Origin of the sequence: Flagellimonas oceani (assembly GCF_011068285.1) — a bacterium.
In the GTDB taxonomy this organism is placed as follows: domain Bacteria; phylum Bacteroidota; class Bacteroidia; order Flavobacteriales; family Flavobacteriaceae; genus Flagellimonas; species Flagellimonas oceani.
Window position 1 is genome coordinate 60,571 of sequence record NZ_CP049616.1, and the last position, 16,480, is coordinate 77,050.

13 protein-coding genes and 1 riboswitch are annotated in these 16,480 nt (G+C 44.1%); of the genes, 6 read left to right on the forward strand and 7 right to left on the reverse strand.

Translation table 11 applies throughout. The annotated features are described in order from the left end of the window. Window positions 1-12: 12 nt before the first annotated feature. From GVT53_RS00285 to GVT53_RS00295, 3 genes are all read right to left on the reverse strand, one after another. Entirely contained in the window at window positions 13-642 is a 630-nt protein-coding gene (locus GVT53_RS00285; RefSeq protein WP_108244830.1) for a bifunctional nuclease family protein, read from the reverse strand. Between the two features lie 89 nt (window positions 643-731). Beyond that, window positions 732-1,700: an electron transfer flavoprotein subunit alpha/FixB family protein gene (locus GVT53_RS00290; protein ID WP_166246912.1), complete on the reverse strand. Its 969-nt coding sequence runs from the start codon at window positions 1,698-1,700 to the stop codon at window positions 732-734. Window positions 1,701-1,715: 15 nt separating this feature from the next. Beyond that, on the reverse strand, window positions 1,716-2,462 hold the full coding sequence (locus tag GVT53_RS00295) for an electron transfer flavoprotein subunit beta/FixA family protein (RefSeq protein WP_166246913.1): 747 nt from the start codon (window positions 2,460-2,462) through the stop codon (window positions 1,716-1,718). A 168-nt stretch (window positions 2,463-2,630) separates the two neighbouring features. Here GVT53_RS00295 and GVT53_RS00300 point away from each other — a divergent pair, with 168 nt between their 5' ends. The 4 genes from GVT53_RS00300 to GVT53_RS00315 all read left to right on the forward strand — a co-directional run bounded on the left by GVT53_RS00300 (window position 2,631) and on the right by GVT53_RS00315 (window position 9,390). Next, on the forward strand, window positions 2,631-3,611 hold the full coding sequence (locus GVT53_RS00300) for a pyruvate dehydrogenase complex E1 component subunit beta (RefSeq protein ID WP_166246914.1): 981 nt from the start codon (window positions 2,631-2,633) through the stop codon (window positions 3,609-3,611). 159 nt (window positions 3,612-3,770) lie between these two features. Continuing rightward, window positions 3,771-6,266 (forward strand): DUF5686 family protein, encoded by a 2,496-nt coding sequence (locus tag GVT53_RS00305; RefSeq protein ID WP_166246915.1) that lies wholly within the window; start codon window positions 3,771-3,773, stop codon window positions 6,264-6,266. A 77-nt stretch (window positions 6,267-6,343) separates the two neighbouring features. Next, window positions 6,344-6,871 (forward strand): inorganic diphosphatase, encoded by a 528-nt coding sequence (locus tag GVT53_RS00310; RefSeq protein WP_108244825.1) that lies wholly within the window; start codon window positions 6,344-6,346, stop codon window positions 6,869-6,871. 116 nt (window positions 6,872-6,987) lie between these two features. Continuing rightward, on the forward strand, window positions 6,988-9,390 hold the full coding sequence (locus tag GVT53_RS00315) for a sodium-translocating pyrophosphatase (protein WP_166246916.1): 2,403 nt from the start codon (window positions 6,988-6,990) through the stop codon (window positions 9,388-9,390). 53 nt (window positions 9,391-9,443) lie between these two features. On the opposite strand, the gene GVT53_RS00320 is transcribed toward GVT53_RS00315, so the two are convergent. The 4 genes from GVT53_RS00320 to GVT53_RS00335 form a co-directional block, all read right to left on the reverse strand. Next, entirely contained in the window at window positions 9,444-10,157 is a 714-nt protein-coding gene (locus GVT53_RS00320; RefSeq protein WP_166246917.1) for an energy transducer TonB, read from the reverse strand. A gap of 138 nt (window positions 10,158-10,295) precedes the next feature. Next, a complete protein-coding gene (locus GVT53_RS00325; RefSeq protein WP_166246918.1) occupies window positions 10,296-11,573 on the reverse strand; it encodes a serine hydrolase domain-containing protein in 1,278 nt (425 codons plus the stop codon). A gap of 26 nt (window positions 11,574-11,599) precedes the next feature. Then, a complete protein-coding gene (locus GVT53_RS00330) occupies window positions 11,600-11,812 on the reverse strand; it encodes a hypothetical protein (RefSeq protein ID WP_166246919.1) in 213 nt (70 codons plus the stop codon). Between the two features lie 195 nt (window positions 11,813-12,007). Continuing rightward, entirely contained in the window at window positions 12,008-12,625 is a 618-nt protein-coding gene (locus tag GVT53_RS00335; RefSeq protein ID WP_166246920.1) for a deoxynucleoside kinase, read from the reverse strand. A gap of 328 nt (window positions 12,626-12,953) precedes the next feature. Here GVT53_RS00335 and metK point away from each other — a divergent pair, with 328 nt between their 5' ends. Together metK and GVT53_RS00345 are read left to right on the forward strand one after the other, a co-directional pair. Beyond that, the gene (gene metK / locus GVT53_RS00340; protein ID WP_166246921.1) at window positions 12,954-14,207 is read left to right on the forward strand and encodes a methionine adenosyltransferase; all 1,254 of its coding nucleotides are present in this window, start codon (window positions 12,954-12,956) and stop codon (window positions 14,205-14,207) included. Between the two features lie 102 nt (window positions 14,208-14,309). After that, on the forward strand, window positions 14,310-16,244 hold the full coding sequence (locus GVT53_RS00345; protein WP_205791820.1) for a CocE/NonD family hydrolase: 1,935 nt from the start codon (window positions 14,310-14,312) through the stop codon (window positions 16,242-16,244). A gap of 110 nt (window positions 16,245-16,354) precedes the next feature. Beyond that, window positions 16,355-16,459: riboswitch (SAM riboswitch) on the forward strand. Window positions 16,460-16,480: the final 21 nt, after the last annotated feature.

Sequence of the window (16,480 nt, forward strand, 5' to 3'; positions counted from 1 at the left end):
TATGTTGGTCGTTTATTTACGCTTGGAAATTTCATCCCTCAATTTGGCAGCTTTTTCGTAGTCTTCGCTGGCCACCGCATTGTCCAATTCTTTATGGAGTTCTTGTAGGGACATTTCTCTGTACCCGTGGGTGTCGGAACCCGATTCCAGCTCCACGGCCTCTCCTTCTTGAAGGATTTCATCGACCATAATGCTGTCGTCCTCGTCCTCTTCTTTCTCTTTGGAAGAAAATTTTAGGAAAATACCGGCTTTGTCCAAAATGGTCTTGTACGTAAAAATGGGGGCGTTGAACCGCAGTGCAAGTGCAATCGCATCGCTGGTGCGGGCATCGATGATTTCTTCGTCGTTATCGCGCTCACAAATGATGCTGGAATAGAAAACGCCGTCCACCAGTTTATGGATGATCACCTGCTTGACCACAATTTTGAACCTGTCCGCAAAATTCTTGAACAGGTCGTGGGTCAAAGGCCTGGGCGGTTTTATCTCTTTTTCCAAAGCAATGGCGATGGACTGTGCTTCAAATGCGCCTATAACAATGGGAAGTTTACGGTCTCCCTCCTCTTCATTTAAAATAAGGGCGTATGCGCCATTTTGTGTTTGGCTGTATGAAATCCCCTTTATTTTTAATCGTACTAAACTCATATATCTCCTCCTAAAGCAAAGGGGCCGTCCAAATAAGTGGCTTTACCAGTTATCTGAACAGCCCCTTGCAATGGGCAAATTAACAAAATTTAAGTGTTTTGGGCTTTAAATTCTTTTAATTTTTCGATGAGTTCGGGCACTACCTCGAAGGCATCCCCGACTATTCCGTAATCTGCAGCCTTAAAGAAAGGTGCTTCCGGGTCGTTATTGATGACCACTTTTACTTTGGATGCGTTGATACCTGCCAAATGTTGAATGGCCCCGGAAATTCCGATAGCTATATAAAGATTACTGGCCACAGGCTTACCGGTTTGACCAACGTGCTCGCTATGCGGGCGCCATCCCATATCCGAAACAGGTTTGGAACATGCGGTCGCCGCACCCAAAACATCGGCCAATTCCTCAACCATGCCCCAATTTTCGGGTCCTTTTAGTCCTCGACCGCCAGATACGACGATATCGGCATCGGCGATGGTGGCTTTTCCGACCACACGATCTACATCCACCGATTTAACGGAAAATGCGTTATCGCTCAATGATGGGCCAAAATCTTCCACCGAAGCGGAAACATTGTTTTCAACAACACCGAAGGCATTACTGGAAACTCCTACGATCTTAATATCTGACGAGATTTCCGTCATAGCGAACCCTTTGTTACTGAAAGCAGTCCTTTTAACCACGAATGGTGAAGTGCTTTCAGGGGCAGCTACCACATTGGGTGCATATCCAGCAGATAATTTAGCCGATAAAATCGGGGCCAAATATTTACTGTCTGCGCTGGAGCTCAATATAATCACTTTGGCATCCTCTGCTTTTGCAGCTTGCTCCAATACATCGGCATAGGCCTTGGCATTAAAGGTTTTTAAGGAGTCATCCGATACCTTCAGGACTTTGGAAACCCCGTAGGTTCCCAATGAGGCATCGTCCTCGGCATTAAAAGAGACCGCGGTTACGGTTGTGCCTAAATCTTGGGCCACTTTATGTGCGTAAGAGGCTGCTTCGAAGGCATTTTTTTTGAATTTTCCCTTTAGGGATTCTGTATATACTAATACTGACATAATCTTTTCTCTTGTTTAGATAACTTTTGCTTCGTTGTGCAGTAGTTCCACTAATTCTCCGACGTTGCCGGCATCGACCAATTTAACGGGTCCTTTGGCGGCGGGCTTTTCAAATTTTTGATCCTGTGTGGGTTGTGAGGCATCAACGGGCTCTACCACGTTCAATGCTTTTTTACGGGCCATCATAATACCTCTCATGTTCGGGATACGAAGGTCGCTTTCCTCTACCAACCCTTTTTGTCCACCGATCACCAGTGGAAGCGAAGTGCTGATTTTTTCTTTACCACCATCGATTTCACGAACTGCTGTTGCGGTATCGCCATCGATTTCGAGACTGATACAGGTGTTCACAAAGTTCATGTCCAACAACGTGGCGAGTATTCCGGGAACCATACCACCATTGTAGTCGATGGATTCCCTACCTGCGATGATCAGGTCGTATTTCCCATTTTTGACCACTTCGGCCAACTGTTGGGCGACAAAAAAACCATCTTTTGGCTCTGCATCCACTCGAATGGCCTCATCGGCACCAATGGCCAGGGCTTTTCTAATGGTGGGCTCGGTTTGGGCACCGCCCACGTTCACTACATGGACCGTGGCACCTTGCTTTTCCTTGAACCACATGGCACGTGTGAGTCCGAACTCATCATTGGGATTAATAACAAATTGGACCCCGTTTGTGTCAAACTTGGTATCGCCTTCCGTAAAATTGATTTTGGAAGTAGTATCCGGTACGTTGCTAATGCAAACTAAAATCTTCATATATACTTTAGGTTTATCTGCTCAAATATAATTATAAAAATCCGAAATTTATTATGCATGCATAATAAATTTTGTTCTTTTTTTGGATTTTGGTCAGGCGAGTTTCGGGTAGTTTTTGCTATTTTTGCTTGCGTTTTTAAGCAGACTATAAATATTTAGTACGATTCAATGAAAACATTACAGTTTAGGGAGGCAATAGCCGAGGCTATGTCCGAAGAAATGCGAAGAGATGATACCATTTATTTGATGGGCGAGGAGGTGGCCGAGTACAACGGTGCTTACAAGGCCTCCAAAGGCATGTTGGATGAGTTCGGACCGGAGCGTGTATTGGATACCCCAATTTCAGAACTTGGTTTTGCCGGTATCGGTGTTGGTTCTGCCATGAACGGCAACAGGCCCATTATAGAATTTATGACGTTCAACTTCTCCTTGGTGGGAATTGACCAAATTATAAACAACGCCGCCAAGATCCGTCAGATGTCCGGCGGGCAGTTCAATTGTCCGATCGTATTTAGAGGTCCTACGGCTTCTGCGGGACAGTTGGGGGCAACCCACTCCCAAGCTTTTGAAAGCTGGTACGCCAATACCCCAGGGCTTAAGGTCGTGGTTCCATCGAACCCAGCTGATGCGAAGGGATTGTTGAAAGCCTCCATTCGCGATGACGACCCCGTTATTTTTATGGAGTCCGAGCAAATGTACGGTGACAAGGGCGAGGTGCCGGAAGGCGAGTACACTATTCCATTAGGTGTTGCCGATGTTAAAAGAGAAGGTAAGGACGTGACCATTGTTTCCTTTGGAAAAATCATCAAAGAAGCCTACAAAGCTGCGGATGAATTGGAAAAAGACGGGATTAGCTGCGAAATCATTGATTTAAGAACCATTCGTCCCATGGACCATGAAACCATTATCAATTCTGTCAAAAAAACCAATAGATTGGTTATTCTTGAAGAAGCATGGCCTTTTGGAAACGTAGCGACCGAAATTATCTATCACGTACAGGACAAAGCGTTCGATTATTTGGATGCACCTATCGTAAAATTGAACACTGCGGATACCCCCGCACCATACTCTCCAGTACTTTTGGCCGAGTGGTTGCCCAATCACGAAGATGTCATTAAGGCTGTTAAGAAAGTGTTATATAAGTTATAGAAGCATATTTTAAGGTATATTAGCCCCGTTAATTTTGTTGACGGGGCTTTATTATTTAGGGAACATTTTTTTGATTAGAAATTACTTTGAACCAAATTTGACCTGAGTTAAATGGGAACTAGCAGTTGTGCTGTTCCACAATGTCCCTTACATCTGCCTATGAGAAGATTACTTTCCGTACTTTTTCTTTTACTTATCAACAGTGTTTTTGCACAGACCAAAATCGAGGGTATAGTGACCGACGATACCGGGATGCCCATCGCCTTTGCCAATATTATTTTTACCAATTCATCCGAAGGAACCATAACCAACGACAATGGCCGTTTTTATATGGAATCCGATGCGACCTATGATGCTGTAAAGGTTTCTTTTATAGGGTATGAGACGAAGGAAATTGCCTTGGAGCAAAAGGTGAATTATAATATGGAAATTGTGCTGACCGAATCTACCGAGCAGCTCCAGGAGGTGGTGGTGTACACGGGCAAACAATCCAAGAAGAACAACCCGGCCATAGACATTCTGCGTAAAATTTGGGAGAAAAAGCGGGAGAACGGGGTGCGCAAGTTCAAGCAGTACCAATATGACAAATACGAAAAAATAGAGTTTGACCTGAATACCATCGACAGTGCTTTGATCAAAAGCAAACTTTTCAAAGGGCTCGAGTTTATGTTCGAGGACTTGGATACTTCACGAATTACGGGAAAAACTTATCTGCCCATGTTCTTGAGCGAATCTTTTTCCAAAGTATACGGCGACAACGTGCTCGGTAAGGAAAAGGAGGATGTACTCGGCAACAAAAACTCAGGTTTTAGCGGTAACCAAGCCATAACAGCGTTTGTGGAAGATCTCTATTCCGATTACGATATTTACAATAATTACCTTAAGTTTTTTGATAAGAGCTTTACCAGTCCCTTGTCCAAAACGGGGATAGATGTCTATAATTATGTATTGTCCGACAGTACCTATATCGATGATAAGTGGTGCTATAACATTATTTATTACCCACGCCGTAAGAACGAGCTTACCTTTAAAGGTGATTTTTGGGTGAACGATACCACCTTTGCCATTAAAAAAATCAACTTACAGGTCACCAAAAGTGCCAACATCAACTGGGTGAAGGAGATTTACATTGAGCAGGATTTTGAAGTGGTGAGCGATTCTGTTTTTCTCTTGAAGCGGGATTATATGCTGAGCGATTTTAGTTTTTCAAAAAAAGAGGAATCGCGGGGCGTATATGGAAAACGTACCACCGTTTTTGATAATTATAATTTTAACAACCCTAGGTCAGAGGACTTTTATAAGGCCGTTTCCGACCCATACGATCCTCGCGTGTTCTCGCAGGACAGTATTTTCTGGGAAAATGCCCGGTTGGAACGTTTGAACGAAGACGAATCTGGAATCTTCAAATTGCTGGATACCTTAAAAACTGTGCCCAAGTTCCGGACGTACTACGATATTGTCAGCATTTTGGGGTCGGGATACGTCGAAATCGACAAGTGGAACATCGATATCGGGGACATTTACAGCACCTTTGGTTATAACGATGCCGAAGGTATTCGGTTAAGGGCCGGGGCCCGAACGTATTTTGGCCAAAACGATTTATGGCGATTGGAAGGTTATACGGCCTATGGCTTTACCGATAAAAAGTTCAAATATGGTGTGTCCGGAAAGTTTTTGCTCGACCGCAAGAATCGTTTAATTGTTTCCGGGGGAAATCGACGGGATATTGAACAATTGGGGCTGAGTCTTACCAGTACCAATGATGTAATGGGAAGGAGCATTGCCTCTTCATCCTTGGTGACCGTAGGTTCCAATGACCGTTTGACCAGCATCAACCTTTCAACGCTAAACTTTGAAATGGAGCCGGTAAAAAACTTCAGAATAGATATAGGTGGCTCTTTCCGTACCTTGAGTTCCGCACTGCCCGAGGCCTTTAGTCTGGATTATGTGGACCCGGCATCGCCTTCTGGCATATCATCGGAAATAAAACAGTTTGACCTGAACACCACGTTGATCTATACCCCGGGCAAACGGACCATTGGTTATGGAGTGGAACGTTCCAATATCAACGATGATTACAGTACGTTGGTGTTAAAGTATACCAAGGGTGTGGATGGTTTTCTGGAAAGTGATTTCGATTACGAGAAAATACAGTTTTCCTATCAACAGCCATGGCAAATTGGAGGCTTTGGTAGGTTAACGAGTACTGTGGAACTGGGAAAAACCTTTGGAACAGTACCTTTGGGACTGCTCAGCGTGATTCCTGGTAACCAAACCTTGTTCTCGTTATACAATGTGTTTCCGAACTTGGATTTCTACGAGTTTGTCACGGATACCTATGCCACGGTCCATTTGGAACACAACTTTAACGGAAGATTATTTTCGCGCATTCCATTGTTGCGAAAGCTCAATCTACGGGAAATTGTTGGTGTAAGAGGAGCATGGGGGCAACTGTCCGAAGAAAATATTGCTTTGAGTGCTCCCACGAACATTCCATTAATGGCCCCCGAAGATCAAGTGTATTGGGAATATTCTTTTGGCGTCGGAAATATTTTTAAAATACTTCGGATAGATTTCAACTTTCGCGGCAATTACCTCGAAAATCCGGATGCCCGTGCTTTTGGGATTACAGGGACCTTCGGCTTTAATTTTTAATTCAAAGGAAACCTGCAATTTATGTGGTCTATTCCAGTAATACTGGTTATTTTTGCAGCATAAATTATATCACTAACATGTCTAAAAAACCACGTATTACTTTCGATGTACTTGTAGAAATTCCAAAAGGTAGCAGGAACAAGTACGAATACGACTTCACCCTCAACAAAATTAGATTCGACAGAACCCTTTTTTCTTCAATGATGTACCCTGGAGACTACGGTTTCATTCCAGAGACCTTAGCTTTGGACGGTGACCCATTGGATGTTTTGGTACTTTGCACCGAGCCAACATACCCTATGGTGGTCGTGGAAGTAAAGCCAGTAGGGGTTTTCCATATGACCGATGAAAAAGGACCGGATGAGAAAATAATCTGTGTGCCCGTTTCCGACCCTATTTGGAGCAAAAGGGACGATATCAGTGAATTGAATCCCCATCGATTAAAAGAGATTGAACATTTCTTTCAAGTGTATAAGGATTTGGAAGAGAAGAAAGTAGACACAGGCGGTTGGGGCGATGTGAACGAGGCCATACAAATCTATCACGAATGCGTTCAACGCTACGAAGATAGTGAGCACAAAAAGAGACGTGCTTACACCATATAAATTACATAACAATAACTTTAAAAAAATGCGCTTTTAATAATTAAAGGCGCATTTTTTTTATTACTTCGTATTTTACTACATTAGCTGGCATTAAATATTTCTAAATAATCTAACCTATGGATTTAATCGTAAAATTTTTGCCTGTATTTGGTGTCTTGGCCCTCCTGTATGTGTTCGTGAAGAACGCTTGGATCTCAAAACAAGAAGTCGGTGACGCCAAGATGGCAAGGATTGCCAAGAACATTGCCGATGGAGCAATGTCATTCTTAAAAGCTGAATATAAAATACTTAGCATTTTTGTGATTGCTGTGGCCGTTTTGCTCTTCTTTAAAGGAAATAGTGAAACAGGCTCTAACGGTATGGTGGCCGTTTCCTTTATTGTTGGGGCCATTTGTTCCGCCCTTGCAGGTTTTATTGGTATGCGGGTTGCTACCAAAGCGAACGTAAGGACGACCAACGCCGCAAGAACATCTTTGGGCAAGGCGCTCGAAGTCGCTTTTGCAGGGGGAGCCGTTATGGGTCTCGGTGTTGTTGGTCTCGGTGTTCTTGGTTTGAGCGGTCTTTTTATGATATACAGTGGACAAGGCTGGGAACTAGGTGAAGTATTGAACGTACTTTCCGGTTTCTCCCTTGGCGCATCTTCCATAGCTCTTTTTGCCCGTGTGGGCGGGGGTATCTACACCAAAGCTGCCGATGTGGGAGCCGATTTGGTAGGTAAAGTGGAAGCAGGAATTCCCGAAGATCATCCTTTGAACCCTGCAACCATTGCGGATAACGTTGGTGACAACGTAGGTGATGTGGCAGGTATGGGCGCCGACCTTTTTGAATCTTACGTCGGTTCTATTATTGGTACCATGGTACTTGGGGCTGTTTTTGCAGGATTACCCGAATTCCAAGCTGCTTTTGATGGTCTTGGAGCGGTGTATTTGCCTTTGGCACTGGCCGCCGTGGGTATCATAATGTCAATCATCGGTACATTCTTCGTACGGGTGAAAGATGGTGGAAACCCACAAACGGCTTTGAATATTGGTGAATTTGGCTCCGCAGGCCTTATGCTGATAGCTTCTTACTTTATCATAAATGCAATGCTTCCCGAATCTTGGATGGAAGGCGGAAGAGAATTTACCGCTATGGGTGTTTTTTTGGCGACCATTGCAGGTTTGGTAGCTGGATTGTTAGTTGGAAAAGTAACCGAATATTACACAGGAACGGGAACAAAACCCGTGAATTCCATCGTTCGTCAATCCGAAACAGGTTCCGCAACCAATATTATTGCAGGTCTTGGAGTTGGAATGATGTCCACTGCAATTCCAATAATTTTGATTGCAGCAGCGATTCTCGTTTCCCACCATTTTGCAGGTCTTTACGGTATAGCTATCGCCGCAGTGGGAATGTTGGCCAATACGGGTATTCAGCTAGCGGTTGACGCCTACGGACCTATTTCCGATAATGCCGGGGGTATAGCCGAAATGGCAGAACTTCCTGGAGAAGTGCGCGAAAGAACAGATAAATTGGATGCGGTAGGTAATACTACTGCGGCCATTGGTAAAGGATTTGCCATTGCATCCGCAGCATTGACGGCGTTGGCACTTTTTGCTGCCTTTATGAAAACTGCTGGCGTTAAATCCATTGATGTTTCCCAACCTGATATAATGGCGGGACTCCTCGTGGGTGGGATGCTTCCCTTTGTATTCTCCGCACTTTCCATGAATGCGGTGGGTAGAGCGGCCATGTCCATGATTGAGGAAGTACGTCGCCAGTTCAAGGATATACCGGAATTGAAAGCTGCATTGGCCGTTATGCGCAAGTATGATTCGGACCTTTCCAAAGCGAGCAAAGAAGATATGGCCATTTTTGAAGCTGCCGATGGTAAAGCGGAATATCAAAAATGTGTGGAGATTTCTACCCAAGCATCCATAAAAGAAATGGTGTTGCCCGGATTGTTGGCCATTGCCGTTCCGGTTGCCGTAGGTTTTATCGGTGGGGCCGAGATGTTAGGTGGACTTTTGGCCGGTGTAACCACTGCCGGAGTACTTATGGCCATCTTTCAATCCAATGCTGGTGGAGCATGGGACAACGCCAAAAAAACCATTGAAAGCGAAGGCCGAAAGGGTAGCGATGCCCATAAAGCTGCAGTGGTAGGAGATACCGTTGGTGATCCTTTTAAGGATACATCGGGCCCTTCTTTAAATATTTTGCTTAAATTGATGTCCGTAGTTGCTTTGGTAATTGCTCCTAGTTTGGTAAGCCTTTCTCCTGCAGATGGAGTTGGCATCACCAAAGAAGATGGCACCATGATTACCATTACCGAAGAGGGGATGAAAGAAACCAGAGCGATTGAAAAGGAAATCCGTGTAGAGATCAGCAATACTTCGGATGGTGGATATAAGGCCGTTGTTACATCAAGCACGAACGAAAACGGAGAAGTTGTTGAAGAAACGAAAGAACTGATGGCCGATTCCAAAGAGGAATTGGAGAAAAAAATACAAGAATATAAGAGTGCCGAGGCAAAGGATTAGCTCGCGCTTTATAGAAAGCTGGAAAAACCACGCCATTTGGCGTGGTTTTTTTATTAATTCAACTTAAACGTGATCGGAATGGAGTAGGGCACTTTAACCGCTGTACCGCGCTGTTTTCCGGGCGTCAATCTTGGTAATTTGGAAATGATTCTGGCCGCTTCGCTCTCTAGGCTTTCATGCGGCCCACGAAGTCTGATATTCCCAATACTACCGTCCGTTTGCACGGTGAAAATGACACTTACCCGACCTTCAAGCCCCATTTCTTGGGCCATCTCGGGATACTGAAAATTTTTACGGATGTGTTTCAGCATTTGGGACTGAAAACATGCTCGTTTGTCCTTTTCTGTTTTTTCATTCTCGCAACCGGGAAAAACAGGGGCGTTTTCAATAAGAACAAAAGGGATTTCTTCGGGAATGTCGTCCTCGGCCACAACAACATCTTCAACCTTGGCAATTTCCGTTTCCTGATTGACTTCGTCCGATTTGATAACGGTTTCCTCAACCTTTTCATCATCTTCCGCAATTTCAATTTTTGGAGGGGTCTGGATTTCGGGTTTGGGAGGGTCTGGCAGCTTTATTTTTACAATGGTGGCGTTCTCGGTCAGATCTTCATCAACATTTTGGCTAACATCCCAGGAATCAGCTTTGTAATAGGTTTTCCATTCCAACGCCAAATAGGCCATGAGCAGTACCAAGGTCATGCCTACAAAAAAATAGAGCAGGCTGTTTCGTTTCAAATCAAGTTGTGGATTCTTTTTTGGTTCCATAATTTCAAAGTTTAGGCCTAAAAAGGCGTAGTTAATAGCAGTGGGCTCATCCCAACCCTAAACTACTCTGAAAAAGAACCGAAGTAAACCGCCAATGAGTGAACGGGTTGTTTCGTTGAGGGAAATTGAATGTTTGGATTAATCAACGATAGCTTGGTAGATCAAGGCACGTAACTTTCCATGATCATCAATATCGTTGGCGGGAATCAATTGGGTAAAATACACCACGACCAATTCCTCTTTGGGGTCGACCCAATACGAGGAGTGGTAGGCACCGCCCCAACCATATTCACCGACCGAACCGGGAGTACCTCGTTCCCCTAGATCCTCCACCACAGAAAACCCTAGGCCAAAACCGGTGCCACCGACCCATGGAAAGTTTGCTTTGCCCAAATGGTTCACCGTCATAAGCTCGACTGTTTTTGGGGAAAGAATGCGTTTTCCGTTCAAAATGCCCTTGTTCAGCATCATTTGCAAAAATTTGGCGTAGTCCATTGAGGTGCTCAGCAGTCCGGCACCACCGGAAAAACTTTTTCTTGGCCCTTCCACATAAGCACCTTGGCCGACCATGCCGCCAGGGTTTGGTGCTGGTTTTAACCCGTTCTCAGAAGGGGAATACACTGTGGCCAAACGCTCTTTTTTGTCCTTGGGCAGATAAAAATGGGTATCATTCATGTTCAGGGGTTCAAAAATGTTTTCTGTTAGAAAAACATCCAATGTTTGTCCAGAAACAACTTCAATCAACGCTCCTAAAATATCGGTGTTGTACCCATATACAAATCGTTCTCCTGGTTGTGATTCGAAGGGAAGGTCAGCCATTCGGGTCACCGTCGCCAATATGGGCTCTTCGCGGTCAGCAAAATACCAGCCCTGTATTTTGGCTTTTTCCCAAAGGTCTGAAGCTATTCCCTCTCCATAGGATACTCCGGAGGTATGTGTCAACAAATCACGTATGGTGATTGGTCTATTTGCTTTTACGATTTCGTACGAACCATCATCCTTGCTTACGGCAACTTTGGTTTCCATAAAGGCGGGCATGTATTTTCCAACAGGGTCGGTGATCAACAATTTGCCCCGCTCTTGGAGCATCATAACACCAACACTTACAATGGCCTTGGTCTGGGAGGCAATCCTAAAGATGGAACTGTTTTTCATCGGAACATTGTTCTCCAGATCATTTTTACCGAAAGATTCAAAATAGGCGATCTTGCCTTTTCGGGCTACAAGAACGGTGGCTCCCGGCAGCTCATTTCCATCAATATACCCCTCAAAGGTTTGTGATAACCTTTCCAATCGCTCGGAAGACATGCCAACTTCTTCAGGAGAGACTTTGACCAGCTGCTGGGCGCTTACTGTAAATTGTATAAAGAAGTATAAAAGGAAAGTGGAAAATCTCAAAGGAAATGCAGTTTTCATGATGGGTTGGGTAATATGTTTCTTTATTATTTCTGAAGTTCCAGAAGTTCCAATGCCTTTTTTAACTCCTCTTGTAATTCATCATAACCGATGATGCGGCCAATACTTACATATTCCAAAAAGTGGGTCCGTAGATTTTGGTACAGGGTTTCCTTGATTTGATTTTGCAATTGGATAACCTCCTTGGTCTGTTCCATACTTTCCAATTGCTTGTAAAGTTTTAAAATATCTGAGTTCATGGTATCAGGTTTTCTTTATTGTTTATTGTCTTTTTGGAATGGATATGGGTCCAATCCATGTAAAAAGAGTATAAATCAAGCAAAATACACCAAATCTTTTGGGAAAATACTTGATGAACTTAAAAAAACGGAAACAATTCAATTTTGAGTTTCAATCTTCTAAACTCTTGATCAAAACAAATATAACGTTCTGTTTTATTCAAACAGCCCATGAATCTCTCCGTCGATACGGTTGATCACCTCTCCCAAATCCTCCGGGTTGTCCACAAAATCGAGGTTGTCCACATCAAAGATGAGCAGTTTGCCTTTTGCGTAGGTGTTCACCCAGGCCTCATAGCGTTCGTTCAAACGGCTGAGGTAATCAATGGAAATGGAATTTTCATAATCCCGCCCGCGCTTATGGATTTGATTCACCAAATTGGGAATGGAGCTGCGCAGATATATCATTAGATCTGGTGGTTGCACCAAGGATTCCATCAACTCAAAAAGGCCCTTGTAATTTTCATAATCCCGGTTCGTCATGAGTCCCATGGCGTGCAGGTTAGGAGCAAATATGTGAGCATCTTCATAAATGGTCCTATCCTGGATAACACTTTTTCCACTTTCCCTGATCTTTAAAATTTGACGGTACCTGCTGTTCAAAAAGTAGATTTGGAGGTTGAAGCTCCATCGCTCCATTTGGGTGTAAAAATCGTCGAGATAAGGATTGTCCACCACATCTTCAAAATGGGCCTCCCACTTGTAATGTTTTGCAAGTAAATTGGTCAACGTAGTTTTGCCGGCCCCAATGTTGCCTGCCACAGCAATATGCATAAGATGTCAGTGTTTTTAGTGTTTGTACCAAGGAAATCAAATCATCGCAATATACAAAGTATATCCACTTATCGAAAAAAAACTGGTTCAAATGGACGATGTTGCATTGCCTTAAAACAAAGTTTTGAAATATCAACCAATTACGTACTTTTGCCCTTCAAAATGAGGAAAGATTTGACTGATTGCAACCTCTTTTCCTGAATTGTTCAGGATTAAAAATGCTAAAGCAGTTCGTGTCTGGCTAAATAAGGTCGGGGCATCTCCTCTCAAAGGATTAAAGAACTACTTCTTGCAGTTTTTGTCAAATCTCTTGATATAAATTTTAGTAATGGCGTATTTGTTTACATCGGAATCCGTGAGTGAGGGTCATCCGGATAAAATTGCAGATCAGATCAGTGATGCATTGTTGGATAATTTTTTGGCCTTTGACCCAGAGAGCAAAGTGGCCTGCGAAACTATGGTGACCACGGGTCAGGTAGTGTTGGCTGGCGAGGTAAAGAGCCATACCTATGTGGATTTGCAGAGCATAGCTAGGGACGTTATCAATAAAATTGGCTACACCAAAGGTGAATATAAGTTTAGTGGTGATTCCTGTGGCGTGATTTCTTTGATTCACGAACAATCACAGGATATTAACCAAGGGGTGGATCGCGGCACCAAAGAAGAGCAGGGCGCTGGCGACCAGGGTATGATGTTCGGCTATGCCACCACCGAGACCGCCAACTACATGCCTTTGGCCCTGGATATTTCCCATAAAATTTTGGAAGTATTGGCCGATTTGAGGAGAGAAGGGACCCGAATTCCGTATTTGCGACCCGATGCCAAAGCGCAGGTAACGATTGAATACTCCGACGACAATGTTCCACAGCGTATCGATACCATAGTAGTTTCAACGCAACATGATGAGTTTGATGCGGACGAGGTGATGCTGGCCAAGATCAAGGACGATATCATCCATATTTTGATTCCGGAGGTGAAAAAGTTGTTGCCCGAGAGTATTCAGAAATTATTTACGGACAACATTAAATACCACATCAACCCAACAGGGAAATTTGTGATCGGTGGCCCGCATGGCGATGCCGGCCTTACCGGAAGAAAAATAATTGTGGATACCTATGGAGGAAAAGGAGCCCACGGAGGAGGTGCCTTTAGCGGAAAGGATCCTAGCAAAGTGGACCGGAGCGCTGCCTATGCCGCCCGCCATATGGCAAAAAATTTGGTGGCTGCCGGGGTTGCCGGTGAAATTTTGGTGCAGGTAAGCTACGCCATCGGGGTGGTGGAGCCCACATCCATTTTTGTGGACACCTATAAATCTTCCAACGTGGATATGTCGGACGGCGAGATCGCCAAAAAGGCATCCGAACTTTTTGATATGAGACCGTTTGCCATCGAGGAACGCTTAAAACTTCGCAACCCTATTTATTTGGAAACCGCCGCCTACGGACATTTGGGCAAACAACCCCGAACCAAGACCAAGGTATTCGAATCTCCTTACAATGGTAGGATAGAAAAAGAAGTGGAACTCTTCACTTGGGAAAAACTGGATATGGTGGACAAGGTGAAGGAAACCTTTGGGCTATAATCCATCAGAAAATAGAAATACTAAGGAGCTTCAACGAGGCTCCTTTTTTTATTGGCATACTATTACGGACTTTAGTAGCTTTAGCAAATCAAAAACGAAATAATGAAAAGTTCTTTCAAGATTTTACTGCTTAGTATTTTACTGTTGACGGTGACCGTCAGTTGTAAGAAAACAACCAAGACGGAGGTGCAAGAGGTCGATACCTACGTGGCCGACAATTACACCAAAAAAGAAGTGGACATTGAAATGCGCGATGGTATTACGTTGCATACCACCATATACTCTCCAAAGGATACATCAAAAAAGTACCCTATAATTATGCAGCGTACCCCCTACAGCTCCAGACCATACGGAGAAGGAAATTTTAAGACCAAAATTGGTCCGAACGAGCATTTGATGAAAGAAGGAAATGTCATTGTTTACCAAGATGTTAGGGGTAGATGGCTCAGTGAAGGCCACTATGTGAATATGCGCGCCTATATTCCCAATAAAACCTCGGATGACCAAGTGGATGAAAGTTCGGATACCTACGATACCATCGAGTGGTTGGTGAACAATGTGGAAAATAACAACGGTAATGTGGGTATTTGGGGGATTTCGTATCCCGGGCATTATGCCACCTACGCTACTGTGGATGCACACCCGGCATTAAAAGCGGCTTCGCCGCAGGCCTGTATCGGGGATTTCTTTTTTGATGATTTTCACCATAACGGCGCCTATTTGTTGAGTTATTTTAGGGCTACTTCGCTTTTTGGAACTCAACGTCCCAATGGAGATGCACCAATTGATACGGCATGGTATACGTTGCCGAATTTGCCAACAGAGGACCAGTATCAGTTCTTTTTGGATGCAGGTCCGCTCAAAAATCTGGATTACTTTTTCGAATACGAAACTGCCGATACGCCCACCATGCGTCCAGAAGGTGTGACTGACGATTACTTTTGGAACGAACTGAAGGAGCATCCGAATTATGATGAAATGTGGCAGAGCCGCGGCCTGATCCAACACCTTAAAAATGTAAAGAGCAGTGTGGCGACCATGATTGTTGGCGGGTGGTTCGATGCTGAAGATTTGTACGGGCCGTTGGAGACCTACAAGAACATTGAAAAATATAACGAGGACAACTACAATACAATGGTCTTTGGCCCTTGGGACCATGGGGGTTGGGCTCGTGACAAGGAACGTAACGTGGTGGGCAACTACTATTTTGGGGACTCCATTTCGTTGTTTTATCAGAAAGATATCGAAACCAAGTTCTTCAACCATTTTTTGAAAGGTGAGGGCGATAAAAACTCTGGATTGCCAGAGGCCTACGTTTTTGATACCGGTAAAAAGGAATGGAAAAAGTACGATACTTGGCCTCCGGAAAATGCTGCCAAACAAACCATGTACTTGTCCGATGACCAAGAGCTCACCTCAGAGCAAAAAGGAACTACTGGAATTCAGTTTATCAGCGATATAAAGAAACCTGTTCCCTATTCCGAAGATGTAAAGACCGTTTTTACCCCAAGAAAATACATGACGGATGATCAGCGCTTTGCCGCCCGACGTTCCGATGTTCTGGTTTTTGAAACCGATGTGATGGAAGAAGACCTGACCTTGGCCGGCGATATTATGGCCCATTTGAAAGTGGCTACCACGGGAACTGCAGCCGATTGGATCGTTAAGGTCATCGATGTGCACCCAGCGGATGCCGAGACCAACGAAGAAATGCAGGACCACCTTAAAATGAGCAATTACCATTTAATGGTGCGAAGTGAAGTGCTTCGTGGCCGATTCAGAAATAGTTTTTCCGATCCGGAACCTTTCACACCAAATGAGAAGACGGATGTGAACATAAAGCTTCAGGATGTGTTCCACACCATCAAAAAAGGGCACAAATTGCAAATTCAGGTGCAAAGCACTTGGTTCCCACTTATCGATTTAAACCCACAGACCTATGTGGACAACATCTTTAAAGCGAACGAATCCGATTTCAAGACACAGACACATACCGTTTTCACCGATTCCAATATTGAGTTTACGGTATTGAAATAATAATATTGAAGTTCGTGGGGCAAAGTCTTTTGAGGAAATTTTTCCAAAAGATTAGGAAAATCAATCTTTCCATCTGTATATTTGTCCCTCGAAGTTCAAACACGTATTGTTGGTTATCAAGAAAGGTGGAGGGAATAGACCCTTTGAAGCCTTAGCAACCCTTGACGCTCGTCATGAAGGTGCTACGTTCTATCCCATTTGGGAATAGATAACATCACAGGTGGTTTCCGCCCCTC